The sequence below is a fragment of the Microcystis aeruginosa NIES-2549 genome, assembly GCF_000981785.2.
GTDB lineage: Bacteria > Cyanobacteriota > Cyanobacteriia > Cyanobacteriales > Microcystaceae > Microcystis > Microcystis aeruginosa_C.
The window spans coordinates 3,782,374-3,802,591 of sequence record NZ_CP011304.1; the positions used below are offsets into that span (position 1 = coordinate 3,782,374).

Sequence of the window (20,218 nt, forward strand, 5' to 3'; positions counted from 1 at the left end):
ATTACTATTTAGGGTTTGCGGCAAAAAGTTTTTCGTGGGGGCAGGGTGTGGGGTGTAGGGTGTAGGGTGTAGGGTTTTAGCGATTTTCAGGACGTTCGGCGAGATCAGTCGAGCCGGGGTCAATTACCTAATTTTCAGGGAAAAAGTGCCTAAACTTCCCCCCGATCACCCCAATGCCTGGCACTTTTTGATGGGAAAAAAGTCTAAAATTCTTATCCAACAAGGTTTTTAGATTTATTCAGCAAGCCCTATTTACTGATTACTGTTTACTGATCACTGAAAAAAGCATCCATGACGCTAGATAGTTTTCGCATCAGTTTTGCTCCTTTATCTTTGCAGGAAGTATATCAATTAGCCGATGATGGGGCTAATGGAGCTATTGTACTAATGAGTGGTACTGTACGGGAGCAAACCGACGGTAAACCGGTTATTTATCTTGATTATCAGGCCTACGAACCCATGGCGATCGAAGTTTTCCGGCAAATTGCTCGGCAAATTCGGCAAACTTGGTCCGATACCAATCGAGTTGTCATTCACCATCGCACTGGTAAGCTAAAAATCGGGGAAATTAGCGTCTTAGTAGCGGTGGGTTGTCCCCATCGGGGGGAAGCTTTCGCAGCCTGTCGTTATGCTATTGATACTCTCAAACATAATGCCCCCATCTGGAAAAAAGAATACTGGTCTGATGGCTCTAGTCAATGGGTTAGTATTGGGGCCTGTGAACTGGAAAATCGATAAATGGGGTTAAGGATGGGTTTATTTACCCATCCTCGGAATAATTAGGCCGCTATGGCGGTTTTTTCCGCTATTAATGCCTCTTGGCGTTGGAATTCGGCTAATTGTGCCGTAATTTCATCCCGGACAATCTGACGGTATTCAAGGAAATGCTCGTTGTGGGCGCAGACAGTGATATAGTGTTCGGCATTGGCGGGATTATGACGCAAAATACCGAATAAATTCTGCCAGAATTTCCAGCGAGTGGAACGTTTAAAGCCCTGTCGCCAGATAATTACCGCTAGGGCATAGAGATCGGCCCGGCGAGGCAGTTTAAAGGCAGGTTTAGCTTTAGGTGCGCCTAATTTCAGGAAACAGCGATAGGTGCGATCGAGAAATACCTCTGGATCGTACAATGTCCAGAAGGCTTCAATATATTCTGTGGCAATATCTTCGATCGGCCGGGTGGGAACGAAATTCATCAGGGTACTTTGGTTAATGTCCTGTTTCCCCGTTAATCGTAGTCGTCCTTCTTTTTCCAAGCGAGTCCATAGAGCGGTATTCGGTAAAGCTTGTAACATTCCGAAGAGAGCGGTAGGAATGGCCGCTTCTTCGACAAAATTAATAATGCGATCGGCCGCTCCTTTTTTCTCGCCATCAAAACCGATGATAAATCCAGCCATAGGGCGCAATCCGGCTTTAATAATCTTATCTACCGTCTCGGTTAAGGAACTACGGGTATTTTGGAATTTTTTGGTTAATTGTAAACTTTCTTCGTCGGGGGTTTCAATGCCTAAAAAGACGGCATCAAAGTAACAATCGACCATCATTTCCATTAATTCGGGATCGGCGGCTAAATCTACCGATGCTTCCGTGTTAAACCGGAAAGGATACTGGTGTTCTTCTTGCCAAACTTTTAATTCTTTGAGGAGTAATTTAACGTTGCGTTTGTTACCGATAAAATTATCATCTACCATGAACACGCCCCGGCGCCAACCTAACTCGTAGAGATAATCTAATTCTTTTAATAATTGTGCGGGGGTTTTGGTGCGGGGTTTACGACCATAGAGAACGATAATATCGCAAAATTCGCACTGGAAGGGACAGCCCCGCGAAAACTGCACTGACATGGAATCATAAGCTTCAAAATCGAGCAAATCGTAGCGTGGAACTGGGGTAATTGTCACATCGGGTTTTTCTGTGGTGCGGAAAACACCTTTGGTTTCTCCTCTTGCCAATGCTTCCACAAACATCGGAATGGTGATTTCTCCCTCATCGAGAATCAGAAAATCGGCCTCAGCAACTTCATGGGGGATAGAAGTGGGATAGGGACCACCCACAGCCACCAGTTTACCCCGTTGCTTGGCTTCGTGAATTTGCTCGATTAAATCTTGACGTTGCACAATCATGCCGGAAAGAATCACTATTTCGGCCCAGTCCCATTCTGCTTCTGTTACCGCCCGAATATTGCGATCAACCAGTTTAAATTCCCATTCCTGGGGTAAAATCGCCGCCACCGTCACCATACCCAGGGGAGGAAGTAAGACTTTGCGATCAACTAATTCCAGAATTTTGTTATAGGACCAGAAAGTCGGCGGAAAAACGGGATAAATCAGTAAGGCGCGCATATTCACTCCTCGCTCGATGGCGATCGATTCTTGACCTTTCGCTTGATTGTAATCTTTTTCGGTCAGGGATGGGAAAACCGTTATTTAGCCCTAGAACTAAGATCAGGCTTGATTTTCGGCCGCCATTGCCAACCCTTGACCCTGCCCCGATAAAAGTTTATGGTCAACATTAATAAAATTTATGTAAACAAATGTTGCATAGTCTGGGAAGTTATGTTACATTTAATATCAAGCACTTGAATCAAATGCAATTTTATTATAGGAAGGCAATTCACCATGGATAAGCAAGAAAACAAACTCGGCTTCACCGCTTTCGCTGAAAACTGGAATGGTCGTTTAGCCATGCTCGGTTTCGTTATTGGCGTAGCTACGGAATACTTAACCCACAAAGGCATCCTTGCTCAATTAGGCTTAATGTAATTTCAGCCTCGATTGGTGTGCATCTACAATCACTTTACTAAATTGTTAAAAAAAGGGGAGGAGCATAGCTCTTTCCCTTTTTAAATGGGAGGTTGGGGAGATTTTTCAGTGATCAGTAAACAATAATCACTCGTGGTGAAGCTAAGTAGTGAGTAGTATCAATAGGGCAGAGGGAATCTTTAAGAAATTACCCAAAATCCCTGAGTATAGATATTGACGGCGCTAGACTCCCAACGTATAGATAAATACTGTTTCTGGAAGCCCATGACTGTGAGCTACGAAAAAATCACCCCACCGACAACAGGCTCGAAAATTGCTTTTTCTGACGGAAAACCTCTAGTTCCCGACGATCCCATCATTCCCTTCATTCGTGGTGACGGTACGGGGGTCGATATCTGGCCCGCAACCGAAAAAGTTATCGATGCGGCGATCGCAACAGCCTACGCTGGTCAAAGGAAAATCCATTGGTTTAAAGTCTATGCTGGCGATGAAGCTTGCGAAATCTACGGGACTTATCAATATCTACCCCAAGATACATTGACAGCGATTAAAGAATATGGTATGGCCATCAAGGGTCCCTTGACCACTCCCATCGGTGGCGGCATTCGTTCCCTGAATGTGGCTTTGCGGCAAATTTTTGACCTCTATGCCTGTGTTCGTCCCTGTCGTTACTATGCGGGAACCCCTTCCCCCCATAAAACCCCAGAAAAACTCGATGTCATCGTCTATCGGGAAAATACCGAGGATATATATCTGGGCATCGAATGGAAACAAGGCACGGAAATCGCCGATAAACTGATTAATTATCTCAACACCGAACTAATTCCCGCCACTCCCGAACACGGTAAAAAACAAATTCCCCTCGATGCGGGTATCGGGATCAAACCGATTAGTAAGACGGGTTCCCAAAGATTAGTCCGCCGGGCGATCGAACGAGCGCTGACTTTACCGAAACCGAAAAATCAAGTTACTCTCGTCCACAAGGGTAACATTATGAAATATACGGAAGGGGCGTTCCGGGATTGGGGTTATGAATTAGCTAAAAGTGAATTCCGGGATGTGTGCGTTACCGAGATGGAATCATGGATCCTGAGCAATAAAGAGAAAAACCCAGATCTGAGCATCGAAGATAACGCCCGCATGGTGGAACCGGGTTATGATGCCCTCACGGACGAGAAAAAAGCTAAAATCTGTCAAGAAGTTACCAGTGTTCTCGATGCTATCTGGGAAACCCACGGCAATGGGCAGTGGAAAGATAAAATTATGGTTAACGATCGCATTGCCGATAGTATCTTCCAACAGATCCAAACCCGTCCCGATGAATACTCGATCCTCGCTACCATGAACCTGAATGGCGATTATCTTTCCGATGCGGCAGCGGCGATCGTGGGTGGCTTAGGGATGGGACCTGGGGCGAATATTGGCGATACTTGCGCTATTTTTGAGGCAACCCACGGCACGGCCCCTAAACACGCCGGTTTAGACCGAATTAACCCCGGTTCGGTGATTCTTTCCGGGGTGATGATGTTGGAATACATGGGATGGCAAGAAGCAGCCGATTTGATTAAAAAAGGCATCGCAGCAGCGATCGCTAATCGACAAGTTACCTACGATTTAGCGCGTCTGATGGAACCCCCCGTTAATCCTCCCCTGAAATGTTCCGAATTTGCCGATGCAATCATCTCCCATTTTGGGGATTAATTTTCCGGTTAGGGTAGCCTGAAAACTGCCCTATTTTTCGGAAAATCCCCAAAATAACCCCTGCCTCCGTTAATGCAGACGTTTTAAGCGTTCTTGGAGAATTTGGGCTTGTTTTTCGGACTCTGCTAAAGCTTGCTTCGTTTTTTCGATTAAAGCTTCTGGAGCTTTTTCGACGAAGCTAGGTTTATTTAGGCGATCGCTCAAACTCTTGATTTCCCCTTCTACCTTAGCTAAATTTTTCGCTAATTTCCCAGCCAATACCGATATATCAACCAATCCGGACAGGGGGATGAGGATTTCTACCGTAGCGACAACACCGGCGATCGCTTGATTGACTTCCTCGGTTATTTTGTCCGTCAAAATTAACTTTTCGATCTTGGCCAAGTCTTTTAAGTACACTTGTCCGCGTTGCAAAATAGCTAATTCTTGGCTGTTTTCTGTCTGTAAAATTGCCGTGATCGTTGCTCCCGGTTTAATCCCCGCTTCGGCCCGCAAATTACGCAACCCCCGAATACTTTCTATTAATAACTCAAAAGTATTTTCTAAGTCTAAATCGATCAGAGAACTATCAGCTATTGGATAGGTTTCTAAAGCCAAAACCTGCTGATTTTCTTGGGTTAAATGATGCCAAATTTCTTCGGTAATATGGGGCATAAAGGGATGTAATAATTTTAATGTCCCTGCCAAGATAAAAGCCAAAGTTTGCCGGGCCGTAGCGCAGGAAACCGATTCTTTATCCTTCCATAAACGAGTTTTTACTAACTCGATATACCAATCACAGAAATCGCCCCAGATAAATTCGTATAGACCTTTTGCCGCTTCTCCCATGCCATAATTTTCTAGATAATCTCTAGTTTTTTGCACTGTTTGATGATAACGAGATAAAATCCAGCGATCAGCTAATTCTAAATTTTCTAAAACTGGTTCTCCCAATTCTTCTGGGGTTTTTCCCTCCAGATTCATCATCACAAAACGGGAAGCATTCCAAATTTTATTGGCAAAATTTCGGGCTGCTTCTACGGATTCCGATTCATCGGTTTTACGGTTATATTGCAGACTGATATCCTGTCCTGCTCCTGCCACTTCTCGGATTAAGGTATATCGTAAAGCATCGGTTCCATATTTATCAATTAAAATTAGGGGATCGATGCCGTTATTAGCAGATTTAGACATCTTTTTACCGTTTTCATCCCTAACTAAACCGTGAATATAGACATCTTTAAAGGGCATTTGTCGCGTAAAATAGCCCGCCATCATCGTCATTCTGGCCACCCAGAAAAAGATAATATCAAAACCAGTGACGAGGGTTGTGGTGGGATAATAGGTATCTAGATCAAGGGTTTTTTCTGGCCATCCCATAGTCGAAAATGGCCACAATCCCGAGGAAAACCAAGTATCTAAAACATCGGGGTCTTGTTGAATAATTATATCCTCTCCATACTCTTGTTTAGCCTTGGCTAAAGCGGAGGTTTCATCTGGGGCAACGACGAAGGGAGTATGGTTAGTAATTTCGTTATTAGTTTCACTGATAATATACCAAGCGGGAATTTGATGACCCCACCACAGTTGTCGAGAAATACACCAATCTTTTAGTTTAACTAACCAATCGCGATAAACTTTTGTCCATCTTTCTGGCACAAAACGGGGCGAGTTTTCCTGATCTAAACAGGCTAAAGCTTTTGTGGCTAAAGGTTCAATTTTAACGAACCATTGGGTAGATAAAAGGGGTTCCACGGGAACTTTACCTCGATCGCTATAGGGGACGCTATGGCGATAGGCTTCAATCTTAACTAAAAAGCCGTCTTCATCGAGTTTTTTAACGACATTTTTGCGGGCAACAAAACGATCTTGACCTGCGAATATTCCGGCATTTTCGTTTAAACTACCGTCTAAATTCATGATATTAATAAAGGCTAAATTATGGCGTTTACCCATCTCAAAATCCTTGGGATCGTGGGCCGGCGTAACTTTGACGCAACCGGTACCGAATTCGGGATCCACCAATTCATCGGCAATAATGGGGATTTCTCGCCCCATTATCGGTAAAGTGACGGTTTTGCCGATTAAATGACGATAACGGGGGTCTTGCGGGTTGACAGCTACACCAGTATCACCGAGCATGGTTTCGGGCCTTGTGGTGGCTACTTGAAGATAACCGCTACCATCGCTAAGAGGATAGCGAAAATACCAGAGATTTCCCTCAATGTCCTTGTTTTCTACCTCTAAATCGGAAACGGCCGACCGGGATTCGGGACACCAGTTAACTAAGTATTGACCGCGATAGATTAATCCGTCCTCATAGAGTTTGATAAAAGCAGTACGGACAGCATGGGAAAGTCCCTCGTCCATGGTGAAACGTTCCCGCGTCCAATCGACGGATACCCCCAAGCGTCGCAGTTGATTAACAATGGTACTACCGGACTCCTCTTTCCATTGCCAAGCGCGTTCGAGGAATTTTTCCCTTCCTAGTTGGTAACGGTCGGTTTTTTCGGCTTTTAATTGGCGATCGAGTATGGCTTGTACTGCAATACTAGCGTGATCCGTCCCGGGCAGCCAGAGGGTATTTTTGCCGGTCATGCGCTTGTAGCGAACAAGTGTATCAATCAAGGAACTCTCGAAGGCGTGACCCATGTGCAGACTACCGGTAACATTGGGAGGGGGGATGACTATACAGTAGGTTTCGCCGCCTTTTTCGGGGTTTGCTGTAAATATTTCTTGATTTTCCCAATATTGCTGCCATTTGGTTTCTGTGATCTTGGGATCGTATTGCTTCGATAGTTCCGAGGTCATGATGGGGGGATTCTACAATTCTTAGTTCTTTGTCAATTGTCCCACATTTGGGAGAGATCAAATTCCTGTTTAGTTGCTGGCTAAAAATTTTCAAGAGTCCTATTAAAATAGCTGTTATCTTTTGCTCGGCTAAACCTAGCTAATTTATGGTAACTTTTTTGTATCTCACCAGTACAATAATTGCTATAATCAATTGGGGGACTCAATCAATAAATTATGACCATAGCAACAGATAAAAATATCTATAGCTTTGCCGAATATTTACAACTAGAGGAAACGGCAACCTATAAACATGAATATCAAGACGGGGAAATCGTACCGATGACAGGAGGCACTACTGATCATAATAAAATTGCTCTCAATTTTGCCGCTTATTTAAAATTTGCCCTCAAAGGACAGAAATATAATATTTTTATCGGTGACGTTAAATTATGGATAGCACAATATCGTCAAGCAACCTATCCCGATGTGATGCTAATTGAGGGAGAACCGATTTATTATGAAACTGGCAAGACAACTGTTACCAATCCCAGATTAATAGTAGAAGTCCTCTCAAAATCAACTCAAAATTATGACCAGGGCGATAAATTTCTTTATTATCGTTCGCTGCCGGAATTTCAAGAATATATTCTGATCAGTCAAAGTCGTCCCTATATCATGCAGTATAACAAAACTGAAGAAAATAAATGGCTATTAACGGAATACGAGGGCGAAAATGCCAGTTTATCTTTAACTTCTGTCAATTTCGCTCTCAGTTTTCAGGAAATTTATGAGGGAGTGATATTTAACGATTTGCCTTGAATTTTCGTTTTTTTGCCAGTATTCTCGCCAAGGATGTCGGGAAATATATTTCTAAAGACCCAATTTCGCCGCTAAAGCGATCGCTACCGGGAAAATGCGATGTTCTTGCACTTGAATGCGTTCGTGGAGACTGGCCGCGGTATCATCCGGGAGAATGGGAACCACCGCTTGCATTAAAATTGGGCCGCTATCTACCTCCGCGCGAGCGATATGCACAGTACATCCGGTCACTTTTACCCCCGCAGCTAAAGCTTGTTCCACGGCACGCACACCCTTAAAACTGGGTAGTAAACTAGGATGGATATTGATCACGCGATCGGGAAAAGCATCTAGTAAAACCGGGGTGACAATTCGCATCCAGCCGGCCATAATTACCCATTTTACGCCGTATTCTTGGAAAGTTTCTACTATTGCCCGATCGAGTTCTTCTCTGAGTTTAAATTGACGATGATCGAGGAAAACCGAGGGGATATTGTAGTGAGCGGCTTTTTCTTTTACCTTGGCATCGGGATTATTGTAGATGAGGACAGGAATTCGGGCATTGAGTTGTTTTTTGGCGATAGCTGCCGCTAAAACAGCAAAATTGGAACCACTACCAGAAGCCATCACTCCTAAGGAGAGGGTTTCCTCTAGGGGAATATCGGCCAAACTGAGATCGGGAGAAATTAAACTTGGGGAAAAACTCATAAATTCAGTTATCAGTTATCAGTTATCAGTTATCAGTTGTCAGTTATCAGTTAATTAGTTAGTTATTTTCATCTTGACCCCCATTTACTGTTTACTGTTTACTGATCACTGATTACTGTTTACTGATCACTGATCCTATCCCCGTTGTTTCAAACCGGTTTCAATAGCGGCAATGACTGTTTCTATGACTTTAACGCGAGCGAAATACTTATCATTTGCCGCCACAATCGTCCAGGGGGCGACGGGGGTGCTAGTACGGGCTACCATGTGATTAACTGCCACATGGTAGAGGGGCTGTTTTTCCCGATTGCGCCAATCTTCATCGGTGAGTTTATGTTGACGATAGGGGTTATTTTGGCGCTCGTTGAAGCGATTTAACTGTTCTTCGGGGCTAATATGTAACCAGAATTTGACTAAAACACAGCCTGAATGGGTTAATTGGGCCTCAAATTCGTTAATTTCTTGATATGCCCGTCGCCAATCCATATCTTTAGCGAATCCTTCCACTCTCTCCACCAAAACCCGTCCATACCAACTGCGATCGAATATACCGATAGTTTTGGCTGCGGGTAATTTGCGCCAGAAGCGCCAGAGATAATGATAGCGGTGTTCTTCCTCCGTCGGGGCAGCAAAGGCAATCACCTGATAACTGCGAGGATCGAGGGTATCGGTTAAGCGTTTGATCGCCCCTCCCTTACCGGCGGCATCCCACCCCTCAAACAGGACTAAAACGGGAATATTTGCCTGAAAAATCTTTAATTGCAGTTTTCTTAATTCTACCTGTGCCTGACGCAAACGGATTTTATAGTCTTCTTTTTCCAATTTGGCACTTAAGTCCACTCTCCCTAGATAATCGGGTTCCGTGGGCAGTAATTGGGCTTGGGGTGGTAGATTAGCAGGAGGTTCGATCGGTAATTGCCGCTGATCCAAAGCTTGAGCGATCGTACCGACTAATTGGGAGAGAACTTTTACCCGGGCCCAACGTTGACAGTTGCCCTCCACCAATATCCAAGGGGCGGCCCCCGTGCTAGTGTAGGTAATCATTTCCTCGGCCAAACTGGCATACTCATCATAACGTTTGGCCTGTTGCCAATCTTCCGGACGCACGCGCCAAGATTCTAGTTCATTTTCGGCGTATTCTTTGATGCGTGACTTTAATTCCTTTTGACTGAGGTGAATCCAGAATTTAGCGATCGCCACCCGATCATCAAATAATTGTCGCTCAAAGGTGTTGATATCGCGCATGACTAGGGGAATCTGGGAGGAGGGCAATTTGTTTAAGAGTCGATCCTCTAGTAGATGGGTGTACCAACTGTGATAAAAAATGCCGATACTGCCCTTTGCTGGCAGTTTTTGCCAAAATCGCCACAAAAACGGGTAACTTTCCTCTTGGGGGGAAGGGGTTAAAATTGGATGGACGGTAAAACCGCGAGGATCCATATAGTTAACCATTTTTTTGACTAAAGTTCCCTTCCCTGCCGCCGCCCAACCTTCCAAAACCACCACCACGGGTAATTTACACTCCCAACAGGACTTCTGTAGCGATCGCAGTTGCTGCATTAAATCTTTAATTTGTGATTGATAAGTTTCCTTGTCAAGGGAAAGAGATAGATCGAGGGGACTTAACATGATGGTCAAATAAAAGCAAAATTAGGGTATAAAGTTATAGACAAGTCAATCTCAAATAGGTCTTTCGCGTGTCTCAAGTTAAACCTACCATTCTCGTCACTGGCGGTGCGGGTTATATTGGTTCCCATGCGGTTCTAGCGCTCAAAAATGCCGGTTATTCCGTCATCGTACTCGATAATTTATCCTACGGTCACGCCGAAATCATTAAGGATATATTAAAAGTTGAGTTAATTGTCGGTGATACTAGGGATCGATCATTGCTGGATAATTTATTTGCCAGTCGTGATATTGCCGCCGTCATGCACTTTGCCGCTTTTATTGCCGTGGGGGAATCAGTCCAAGAACCGGCTATTTACTATCAAAATAATGTTAGTGGTAGTCTGACTCTTTTGCAAGCGATGATCGCCGCCGATGTGAAGAAATTTGTTTTTTCTTCCACCTGTGCCATTTATGGAATGCCGAAGGAAATTCCGATGACGGAAAATCACCCCCATCATCCCCTCAGTCCCTACGCAGCCAGCAAGGAAATGGTGGAACAAATTCTTAGGGATTTTGATCGAGCCTACGGTTTAAAATCGGTGGCTTTCCGTTATTTTAATGCTTCAGGAGCCGATCCCAGTGGTTTATTAGGGGAAGATCACCAACCGGAAACCCATTTAATTCCCTTGGCTTTATTAACTGCCCTAAAAAAACGGGATTCCCTGTCAATTTTCGGCACGGATTATGATACTCCCGATGGCACTGCTGTTCGCGATTATATCCATGTTAATGATTTAGCACAGGCTCACGTTTTAGGCTTAGAATATCTCTTAAATGGGGGCGAAAGTAATGTGTTTAATTTGGGCAATGGTAACGGTTTTTCTGTGCGCGAAGTGATTGAAACGGCGCGAGCGGTAACTGGTTTAGATATTCCTGTCATCGAAAGTCCCAGAAGGGCAGGTGATGCCCCCATTTTAATCGGCAGTAGTGATAAAGCTAAACAGGTTCTCGGTTGGCATCCCCAATATGCCGATCTCAAGGTAATAGTTGAACACGCCTGGAATTGGCATCAAAAAAGACACGCTTAACGGCGATCGAGTGCTAAACTTTAAGGTTATCAGATTGAAAAGTTCTATCAATCGATAACAGTAAAAAACTGCTAAGTAGGTGGGTGTAATTAAATATAAGATGAACGTAGAACGTAGGTTGGGTTGAAGCATGAAACCCAACGCCCGATTATGTTACGCTACCGCTAACCCATCCTACAAATAATTGTGCCTCCCTACTTAAAGGCTGATAGTTTACCGATATAAGCTTCTCTAGAATACTCTCGAATACAATGGTATGAATAACAAAATAATCTTAACATTTATAGGCTTGACTTTTTTAGCAAGTTGTGCTGATAGTAAACAGTTTCAATGTCAAAAAATCTATCGGATTGCCAACGAAGTGGCCCAAGAAACCAAATCCTTAACCAAGGGTCAAGGGAAAGAAATTGACCAAAAAAGTTGGCTATTGGCCGCCGATAAAATCGAACAGGCCGCAGAAAATATGAAAAAATTAGAAGTGAAGGATACCGAACTAGAGAAATATAAAATCGCTTTCGCTCAAGTTTACGAAGATTATGCCACTGCCACTCGTGAAATAATTCAAGTTATCGAAACTCGCAATAAAAACGGGGCAAAATTAGCACAGGAAAAGGTAAGAAAAGCCGGACAATTAGAAAAAGAAACTGGCGAAGCTTTTAACACCTATTGTCAAGCACAGTAAGGCAGTTATCAGTTAGAAGGTGTTGGGGTTTTTGGGTATTAGTTGAAATTTCCCCATTTCCCTATCACCCCATCACCTCACTTCTCTACTTTAGGGTTTAATTGCGTACAAAGTGCCGACATTTTTACTGCGAGGCATCCTGGAAAAGATGATAAAACCGAAGTCTTGCAGATGTTTGACTAAAGCATCAGGACCCTTGTTATGCCATTCCATCATGATAATTTTGATCTGTCCTAATTGACCGGTTGCCGCTAAAGAATCGAGGATTTCGTATTCGGAACCTTCACAATCAATCTTGGCAACTATATCGATGTCGGGATAATCAGAGGTAATACCTTTAAACACATCGGTGAAAGGTTTAATAATTAAATCGGCTGTAGCGGTTTGTTTCGAGGCAAAAGGTTTTAATTGGTTGTCAATACCAGAAATACCAACACTACCTTTAACATTGTAATCGTATTCGACTTGAATAATTTCATCACGAGCGCCGACTCCATAATCAAAAGCTTTAATCTTCTCCGCTAGATTGGTATTGAGGGCAAAATTTCTTAAAGCTTGGTCGTATGTAGCCTTAAAAGGTTCGTAACTATAGACAGCTTTCACATTAGCTCGATTGGCAAAAAAGAGACTAGCAAAACCCGTATTCATACCAATATCAATCGCTACACAGGGCTTATCATAGAGGAAATTATATACACCTAAAAGGAAAATTTCATGGGCGATATCTAAATCCTGTCCCGTCTCGATAATTAACTTAACTCCATCGATCTCGATAATTAATTCCTGTTGCTCATCGATATAAAATTTACAATTGGCTAGAGCCTTTAAGGCGTTAGCTTTGTTACAAACTTTACTACCCAAGAGGAAATCTTGCTTATTTTTGTTTAAACTGATCCCTAAGGGTTTGTAAAAAAGTTGACCAGATTTAGCATCATATTCCACATAATTAGGACTAATATTATGCTCTGCCAACTGACTAGACCAATATTGATCAGCAATATGAGGATAAGTCTTAAATTGCCGATAGCGTTTATGTGCATCTAACAGTTTTTGATAAAGCATTGCTTATTTAGCCTCAATTTTTTAGGGTTGCTGGAGGTAATTTTATGGACAAGTCTGACAAAGTTTGATAGGCTTGTCAAGAAAATCCCTCCTGTCTGAGCATCAGAAGTCAGGAAACCGATCTCAAACAAGGTAACACAGACCATCAGGAGTTAACAAGCCTTGAATTACTCTGATTTTATATTTTGGTGGATATTAATCCTTTTTAGCGTTCCTTTCTTAACGGCGCGCTATATAGCGAAGTCCTTCAATCTCTGGCGAGGTGTTTTTGATGGAGTCGGATTAGCGGCACTTTCCCTAATCCTATTTTATTACGCCAGTCGTACCAGTTTCCTCGTTTTCATCGTCTCCCTAGCCTTTAACTACATTATGGTCTGGCTAGTGCTGAAAATGAGCGGCTGGAAAGCGAATCTCCTGGCCACTATCGTTATCGTCATTGATATTCTCGTCCTCGCTTACTTCAAGTATTTCGGCTTTTTTGTGCAGGAAATCATCGGCTTATTCGTTTCTCTCCCCCCTAACTGGAAGGAACTTTCTCCGATTCCCGTGCCTAGCCAAATACCGCCGGGGGTATCTTTCTATACCTTCCAGATGGTGGCTTTCGTGGTGGACTCCCTACGCGAAAAGAAAAAGAAACCCCTAGCCGTCCTCGATTATGTTAATTTTATCTCCTTTTTCCCCCAAATTGTCGCAGGTCCGATCGAGCGTCGCCGGGATTTATTACCACAAATGGAGGGATTTCGCCTCAAATTTACAGGAGAAAACTTCGAGAAGGGTTTGCGTTGGCTTTCCCTCGGTTTATTTATGAAATTTGTCCTCGCCGATAACATTGCTCCCTACATCGAATTAGATAAGATGATCGACAATGCTTGGTATATCTGGTTTGAGGCCTTTTTATTCACCCTGAGAATCTATTTTGACTTCGGCGGTTATAGCTTTATTGCCGTCGGTTTGGCCTATTTTGTCGGGGTGAGATTAGAATTAAACTTTTTAGCCCCCTATACATCCCAAAGTATTAACGAATTTTGGCGACGTTGGCATATTACCCTTAGCACCTGGTTTCGGGATTATGTGTTTTTACCCCTGATGGGTTCCAATAAAAATTGGGCGCCTTTTTATCTATTCATTACCTTTACTCTTTCAGGTTTTTGGCACGGTGCGGCTTGGAATTTCATCTTTTGGGGGGCTTACCACGGGGCATTATTATTATTACTGCGTTATCTGGGCCGACCTTTCTATGCTTTTGTCGGAAAATACGTTTCTCAGCCGCAAATTCTCTCCTGGGCTTTAACGCAACTGGCTGTCATTTTTGGTTGTCTCTTTTTCATGGAGGTTAACACCAGAAGATTAATCGGCAAAATGCTGGTTATTGCCAATCCTTTCAATTATTCCTTAGCTAATATCGGTGAGATTTTTAGTTCCTATACTCTCAATCAAGGAGCAGTTTTAAGCGTCGCTTTAGTTCTTGGTATCATTGTTTTAATCCTCGAACATTTGGCTATCGCTCAGAAAAAATTTGAATATGAACTCTTGTTATCCCCTTGGCTGTCCAAAATATTGCTAGGTTTAACGATTCTCCTAGCTTCCACTAATACCGGTAACTTTATTTACTTTGAATTCTGATGAATACTAAATCATTTAACCCTTTCCCCTGGTTAGCTTCCCTAGGAGTCGCTTGGTCCCTCGGCTTTGTTTATAATGTCATCTACGGTGGCGAATTAAGCTGGTTGCGGATGATGTACGAGGAAAAATCAGCGATCGCAGCTAGTACCGAAGGACCGCGGCGTTTAATCGTCACGGCGGGATCGGGGGCGCATTATAGCATAAATTCGGAATTAATGGCCAAAGAATTGGGAATTCCCGTGGTTAACTTCGGTTTACAGGGGGATATCGGGTTAAATGTCATTGCCGCTATGATTCTCGAAAAAGCGCGCCAAGGAGACGTAATTCTGCTGATTCCCGAATATCTCATGCTCATGGATGAGGACGGTTTTAATCGCGGCGAAGGACTTTGGGGATCCGCACCTTTTAGCGTCGCTATTGGCAAACCGGGGTTAGGTGGGATACCTTTAAAAACCATGATCGAGGATACTTGGTTATTAGGTATTCCGGGGATGCGTCCAGTCACTAAATCGATGGTTGATTTATTCAGCAAAGGCAGAATGACGGGTTATCTTTCCGATCCGATTACTAATACAGGTGATCCGACTATAGTTAAGGAAAGAACAGGGAAATGGTGGCAAATGACCTTTGATACTGCTGCTTCTCCTCACTCAATTAAATTGATTGAAAAACTCAAGAAAGATTTAGAAGCAAAAGGGGCGACTCTGGTGGTTTCTTTGCCCTGGGTTTATGCTAAAAATGATGGTAAAACCGTTGCTAATATTCGCAAATCTGCCGAAGAATTAAGTCGGGTTGTGCCAACAATTTATGATCCGAAAGACTTGAACATTAAGACCGATTCTACTATTTTTGCCGACACTCATTATCATCTTTTGCCCCCAGCGAGAATTATTCGATCAGAACAATTAGTTTCGGAACTGAAACCCATCTTAAACACAACTGAGAATAAAAATCCATGAATAAACCTATAACTAAGATTTGCATTCTGGGGGGTGGTTTTGGAGGGTTATACACGGCACTCGATCTGAGTCGATTAACAGCAGTAAAATCGGGTCAATGGCAAATAACTTTAGTCGAACCAAAAGACCATTTTCTCTTTACTCCCCTTCTCTATGAACTAATTACAGGAGAATTGCAACGCTGGGAAATTGCCCCCTCCTACCGTCAATTATTAACAGGAACTCAGGTTAATTTAAAAACTCAAAAAGCTAGTAATATTGACTTAAACAATCATCAAGTATATTTAGAAAATGAGGAGGTTATAGACTACGATTACCTGATTTTAGCGGTGGGAGTGCGGAATCGTTGGCCAGCTATACCCGGGTTAGCTGATTATGGGCTGACTTTTCGGAGTTTAGAGGATGTGGAAAGATTACAAACGGCAATTCATGACTTAGAAACTCAAGGAAAATCCTCAATTAATTTAGCCATTATTGGCGGCGGTCCCAATGGGGTAGAATTAGCCTGTAAGGTAGCTGATCGTTTAGGAAAAAAAGGCAAAGTTCATCTAGTGGAAAGGAACGAGGAAATACTGCAAAACTTCCCTAAATCGGTGCGTGTTGCTTCCTATCGTTCCCTTTTAGCCAAGAATGTTAGTCTCTATTTAAACACGGGATTAAAGGAAGTTGCAGCTAATTCCATAACCGTATTTAAAGATAATAAAAATGAAGTTATCCCCATTGATTTATTATTGTGGACAGCAGGAACTGAGGCACAGGATTGGATCAATAATTTAGATTGTCAGAAAACAGCACAAGGCAAATTATTAACCCGTTCCAGTTTACAATTAATCGACTATCCCGAAGTGTTTGCCCTTGGGGATATAGCCGAAATTTATCCGAGTAAACAGGTAATTCCTGCCACAGCACAAGCAGCCTATCAAGCAGCCAGTGTAGTAGCTAAAAATATCTCGGCAGTGATTAGAAAAAAATCGCCCCAACCCTATTATTATCTGCATTTAGGTGATATGTTAACATTAGGTAAACAATCAGCCCTTGTCTCCAGTTTTGGCATTAATATTACTGGTAGATTAGCTGATATAATGCGTCGATTTGTCTATATACTGCGTTTACCCAGCAAACGTCATCAATTGAAAGTGTTTCAACATTGGGCAAAAAAAATTCTTCTCCGACTCCGTTATTCACAGGTGTTATCTAAACAACCGATTGAATCAAAAAATACTCGTTAATTGTAGTTAAAATCCATGAAAACCTTTCTCAAAAATATGGCGGCAGTTTGGCAAGCAATCCCAGAGATTCTCAAAAACCTTAAGTCTCTGAATAGTGCCTCCTCAAAATATCAAGATATACTAACAGAGTTACAAATTGACAATTATCTGCTAGAAAACTTGTATAAAAACCCAAAATATGATAGCCCTAAAAAACTAAACCGCTACGAATTTAAGGTTTTTTCTCAAGCGGGAGAAGATGGCATTACTAGCGAGATGGAGTTGGCAACGGTTTAGAAAATAGTTGCATGATAGCTTCATCAAGCTATCATTGAACATTTCTGGATAAAACCAGTAAAATTCCGATATTTTCAAGAGAATTCCTGCAAAAGTAAGTTCTCGATCCGCTATCAGGTCAAAATATCTAAAACCTCAGATAAATTTGAGATAATCTTAGGTTTTATGGATGGGATGGTTGTCTCTTATCTTTTTTCTCCTCCTCTAGACCGTCTCCTAATCTAAGGGAAGATTTTTGATTTTTGCAGGAGATATAATAAATCTATCGATTTTGACCCCTAAAAGCTGACAGCGGACGACGGAAATTGATTGCGGCAAAAAGCGCAAAAATGATTACAATCGATACAAAATATCAACGACTAGGATTAAATGGCTACTCATATTGTTACTGGTGTCGCGGGTTTTATCGGTTCTAACTTGGCAGAAAAGCTTTTAGAACAAGGAGATCAGGTGATCGGTATCGATCAATTTAATGATTATTACGACCCCAGTTTAAAGCGCAAAAATGCCCATATTCTAGCAAAATATCCCGAATTTAAGTTAATTGAAGCGGATATACAAGCCCTCGACTGGAGACAACTGTTGCAAGGAGTAGAAGTATTATTCCATCAGGCAGCCCAAGCAGGAGTCAGAGCAAGCTGGGGTGATGGATTTCGTCAATATACCGAAAGGAATATAAATGCTACTCAAATTATTCTTGAGGCCGCTAAGGAAACCCCTTCTTTACAACGGATGGTTTTTGCCTCCACTTCCTCGGTGTATGGCAACGCGGAAACGATGCCGACTCCGGAAACCCTTTGTCCCCAACCAGTTTCACCCTACGGCATCACCAAATTAGCGGCAGAAAGACTCTGTTGGCTATATCACCAGAATTTTAACGTTCCCGTCACTGCCTTGCGTTATTTCACCGTTTATGGACCGCGGCAACGTCCCGATATGGCTTTCCATAAGTTTTTTCAAGCAGCGATCGCGGGTAAACCGATCGGCATCTACGGGGATGGCAAACAAACCCGCGATTTTACCTTCATTAGTGATGCTGTAGCCGCTAATTTAGCCGCTGCCGTCGTGCCGGAAGCGGTGGGTGAGGTGTTTAATATTGGTGGTGGCAGTCGCGTGGTTTTACTGGATGTCTTGGATACCATGGAAAAAGTCATCGGTAAACCTATTGAGCGATCGCATCAAGGATTGGCCCGGGGAGATGCCCGTCACACCGCCGCCGATGTCACCAAAGCGCGTACTATTCTAGGTTATAACCCCCAAGTCTCTTTAGCCGAAGGATTAGCCCAAGAATGGCAGTGGATTCAGGGATTATATTGTTAAGTTAATTAGGGTTGGCTGAATATCAGTGGAAGCCTTGCTAAAAAATGGTTTCAGGGTTCCGCTTCCCAGTGCGCGAGGTTATTGTCTGAGTAACGCACAGAAAAGGGGTTTCTCCGAGAAATCCCTTTTCTACTCAAAAACTATCAGATCCCCCCGTCTACCGGCACCCCCCTTATCAAGGGGGGCAGGGGGGATCGAACCCAAAATCTATCTTCAATTTAATTATAACCAGCCACTTATGTAATTAATTGTGTCCACCTACTTAGAAACCATTTTTTTCAATTCTTGGCTCTCTCCCTTGTGGTGAGCAGTAGAGAAAGACTTTTTCTCGATTACCTCGTTTCCAGAGGTTCTAGCTCTTGTGTAACCTATCAGGGAAGGGAGGGAGACGCTGACTTTTCCCATTGCCAGGTGGAACCTTGGCACGAGACAAGAGAATCGAGTCGCCCCCACCCTACTGTTCCTATTTCCGTTTCTTCAGGCTAGAAGCTAACCCTAATCCTCCCAATCCTAACAAGGCAACCACGGAACCCGGTTCGGGGACGCTAGTGGGTGGAGCGTTCTCTGTTCCCTCAAGGCTAAATTGGTAAGGGCCAGAAGTAGGCCGAGAAATCCAACTTCCCCCTTGATCCTTACTCTCAACGTAACCATCACCAATCGTCCAGCCAGGGAGTCCTGTTTGAGCGGCAGATGAGGTATACCCCCAAAGATAAGACCCAGTACCACTTGAAATACCACTGACTAACCAGTAAGTGGTATTAGCGGCTAATGTGTACGGAGTAGCCAGGGTAAAGGTGTTATTGGCGAGAGAGGTGGTAATGGAAGCCGGGTTAGTAAAACTGGTTAGCTGAGTGCCGGGGGTTCCACTGCTGTTGCTATAGATACGAAGAAACAAGTTGGGATCGGCGGTGTTTTCTTGGAACAAAAGAGTAGCAGAATTAAGGTTATAACTGCCACTGCCAGTGGTAAAGCTTGCTCCTTCCCAATAACCAAGCTCTGTATAACCTGTGTCCTCAGTTCCTTGAGATAAGTTCTCAACGAGGGTGACAGCAGAAGCTTGTTGTCCTAAACCTAGGGAAAGAAGGAGAGCAAGGCTAACCCCCCCCCCCCCGATTTTTGCCAGAATTTGCTGATTTTTGGTCATTTTTCCAATTTAAGGTTAAGAAGGTTGAAATTGTTCTTGATTGATGATCTATCTTCTGAGCATCTGCTCGGAAAAAAGGTTTGTAGTAACTTAGCGCAGATTAACTCGCTAGGTTGTACGGCCTCGTCCGCAGAATATAGAATTTAGTGTAGAAATGTCAAGTTTTTAAGATAGGTAGATGATAAAAACCCTAGTAATACTAAATCTGGTTATTAAAGACCGATTAGGGACTTGCGTGGGAATAATATCCCAATCTATCGGAGGGCGCAAGCTTTGCGCCCCTACAGTAACGGATTTTGTCCACAATGTAGGGGCGAACTGCGTTCGCCCAAAAGGTACATTATCAAAGCGCAAGTCCCTTAATTGCCCTCACCCCCCTGCCCCGCCGACATCGGGGGGGTCGGGGGTGGGAGAGGGGAGTAGGATGTCTGCCTCTTTGTGTGATAAGTTTAACTTATATGGGAGCGATCTTTCTTTGTGTTCTTT

At 43.2% G+C, this 20,218-nt stretch carries 17 protein-coding genes; 11 read left to right on the plus strand and 6 right to left on the minus strand.

Going from position 1 to position 20,218, the window contains the following annotated elements; genetic code table 11:
* Positions 1-291 precede the first annotated feature (291 nt).
* Positions 292-738, plus strand: coding sequence for a molybdenum cofactor biosynthesis protein MoaE (locus myaer_RS18560; RefSeq protein WP_046663161.1), 447 nt, complete (start codon positions 292-294; stop codon positions 736-738).
* A 41-nt stretch (positions 739-779) separates the two neighbouring features.
* Here the strand turns inward: myaer_RS18560 and myaer_RS18565 are convergent, their stop codons facing one another.
* Positions 780-2,342, minus strand: a complete 1,563-nt coding sequence (locus myaer_RS18565; RefSeq protein ID WP_046663162.1) for a B12-binding domain-containing radical SAM protein — start codon at positions 2,340-2,342, stop codon at positions 780-782.
* Positions 2,343-2,618: 276 nt separating this feature from the next.
* Here myaer_RS18565 and myaer_RS18570 point away from each other — a divergent pair, with 276 nt between their 5' ends.
* Both myaer_RS18570 and myaer_RS18575 read left to right on the plus strand, forming a co-directional pair.
* On the plus strand, positions 2,619-2,762 hold the full coding sequence (locus myaer_RS18570; protein ID WP_002734821.1) for a high light inducible protein: 144 nt from the start codon (positions 2,619-2,621) through the stop codon (positions 2,760-2,762).
* 264 nt (positions 2,763-3,026) lie between these two features.
* The gene (locus myaer_RS18575) at positions 3,027-4,463 is read left to right on the plus strand and encodes an NADP-dependent isocitrate dehydrogenase (RefSeq protein WP_046663164.1); all 1,437 of its coding nucleotides are present in this window, start codon (positions 3,027-3,029) and stop codon (positions 4,461-4,463) included.
* A gap of 69 nt (positions 4,464-4,532) precedes the next feature.
* On the opposite strand, the gene myaer_RS18580 is transcribed toward myaer_RS18575, so the two are convergent.
* The gene (locus myaer_RS18580) at positions 4,533-7,253 is read right to left on the minus strand and encodes a valine--tRNA ligase (protein WP_046663165.1); all 2,721 of its coding nucleotides are present in this window, start codon (positions 7,251-7,253) and stop codon (positions 4,533-4,535) included.
* 216 nt (positions 7,254-7,469) lie between these two features.
* On the opposite strand from myaer_RS18580, the gene myaer_RS18585 reads away from it, so the two are divergent.
* Complete coding sequence (locus tag myaer_RS18585; RefSeq protein ID WP_046663167.1) at positions 7,470-8,054, plus strand: Uma2 family endonuclease; 585 nt, start codon at positions 7,470-7,472, stop codon at positions 8,052-8,054.
* A gap of 51 nt (positions 8,055-8,105) precedes the next feature.
* Here myaer_RS18585 and purN read toward each other — a convergent pair whose 3' ends face one another.
* Both purN and pap read right to left on the minus strand, forming a co-directional pair.
* Positions 8,106-8,741 carry a phosphoribosylglycinamide formyltransferase gene (purN, locus tag myaer_RS18590; RefSeq protein WP_046663168.1) on the minus strand — a complete coding sequence of 212 codons (636 nt, stop codon included), beginning with the start codon at positions 8,739-8,741 and terminating at the stop codon, positions 8,106-8,108.
* 135 nt (positions 8,742-8,876) lie between these two features.
* A complete protein-coding gene (gene pap / locus myaer_RS18595) occupies positions 8,877-10,370 on the minus strand; it encodes a polyphosphate:AMP phosphotransferase (protein WP_046663170.1) in 1,494 nt (497 codons plus the stop codon).
* Between the two features lie 68 nt (positions 10,371-10,438).
* On the opposite strand from pap, the gene galE reads away from it, so the two are divergent.
* Positions 10,439-11,437, plus strand: a complete 999-nt coding sequence (gene galE, locus myaer_RS18600; RefSeq protein WP_046663172.1) for a UDP-glucose 4-epimerase GalE — start codon at positions 10,439-10,441, stop codon at positions 11,435-11,437.
* A 256-nt stretch (positions 11,438-11,693) separates the two neighbouring features.
* The gene (locus tag myaer_RS18605) at positions 11,694-12,119 is read left to right on the plus strand and encodes a hypothetical protein (protein WP_046663174.1); all 426 of its coding nucleotides are present in this window, start codon (positions 11,694-11,696) and stop codon (positions 12,117-12,119) included.
* 90 nt (positions 12,120-12,209) lie between these two features.
* Here the strand turns inward: myaer_RS18605 and myaer_RS18610 are convergent, their stop codons facing one another.
* Positions 12,210-13,181: an FkbM family methyltransferase gene (locus tag myaer_RS18610; protein WP_046663175.1), complete on the minus strand. Its 972-nt coding sequence runs from the start codon at positions 13,179-13,181 to the stop codon at positions 12,210-12,212.
* A 162-nt stretch (positions 13,182-13,343) separates the two neighbouring features.
* Between myaer_RS18610 and myaer_RS18615 the strand changes: the two genes are divergently transcribed.
* The 5 genes from myaer_RS18615 (at position 13,344) to myaer_RS18635 (ending at position 18,588) form a co-directional block, all read left to right on the plus strand.
* On the plus strand, positions 13,344-14,804 hold the full coding sequence (locus myaer_RS18615) for an MBOAT family O-acyltransferase (protein ID WP_046663176.1): 1,461 nt from the start codon (positions 13,344-13,346) through the stop codon (positions 14,802-14,804).
* Positions 14,804-15,763: a hypothetical protein gene (locus myaer_RS18620; RefSeq protein ID WP_046663178.1), complete on the plus strand. Its 960-nt coding sequence runs from the start codon at positions 14,804-14,806 to the stop codon at positions 15,761-15,763. Before myaer_RS18615 ends, myaer_RS18620 begins: the two co-directional genes overlap by 1 nt.
* Positions 15,760-16,992 carry an NAD(P)/FAD-dependent oxidoreductase gene (locus tag myaer_RS18625; RefSeq protein ID WP_046663179.1) on the plus strand — a complete coding sequence of 411 codons (1,233 nt, stop codon included), beginning with the start codon at positions 15,760-15,762 and terminating at the stop codon, positions 16,990-16,992. Before myaer_RS18620 ends, myaer_RS18625 begins: the two co-directional genes overlap by 4 nt.
* Before the next feature lie 15 nt (positions 16,993-17,007).
* Positions 17,008-17,268, plus strand: coding sequence for a hypothetical protein (locus myaer_RS18630; RefSeq protein WP_046663180.1), 261 nt, complete (start codon positions 17,008-17,010; stop codon positions 17,266-17,268).
* Between the two features lie 369 nt (positions 17,269-17,637).
* Entirely contained in the window at positions 17,638-18,588 is a 951-nt protein-coding gene (locus myaer_RS18635; RefSeq protein ID WP_046663181.1) for an NAD-dependent epimerase/dehydratase family protein, read from the plus strand.
* 463 nt (positions 18,589-19,051) lie between these two features.
* On the opposite strand, the gene myaer_RS18640 is transcribed toward myaer_RS18635, so the two are convergent.
* On the minus strand, positions 19,052-19,732 hold the full coding sequence (locus myaer_RS18640) for a choice-of-anchor R domain-containing protein (protein ID WP_046663182.1): 681 nt from the start codon (positions 19,730-19,732) through the stop codon (positions 19,052-19,054).
* Positions 19,733-20,218 lie beyond the last annotated feature (486 nt).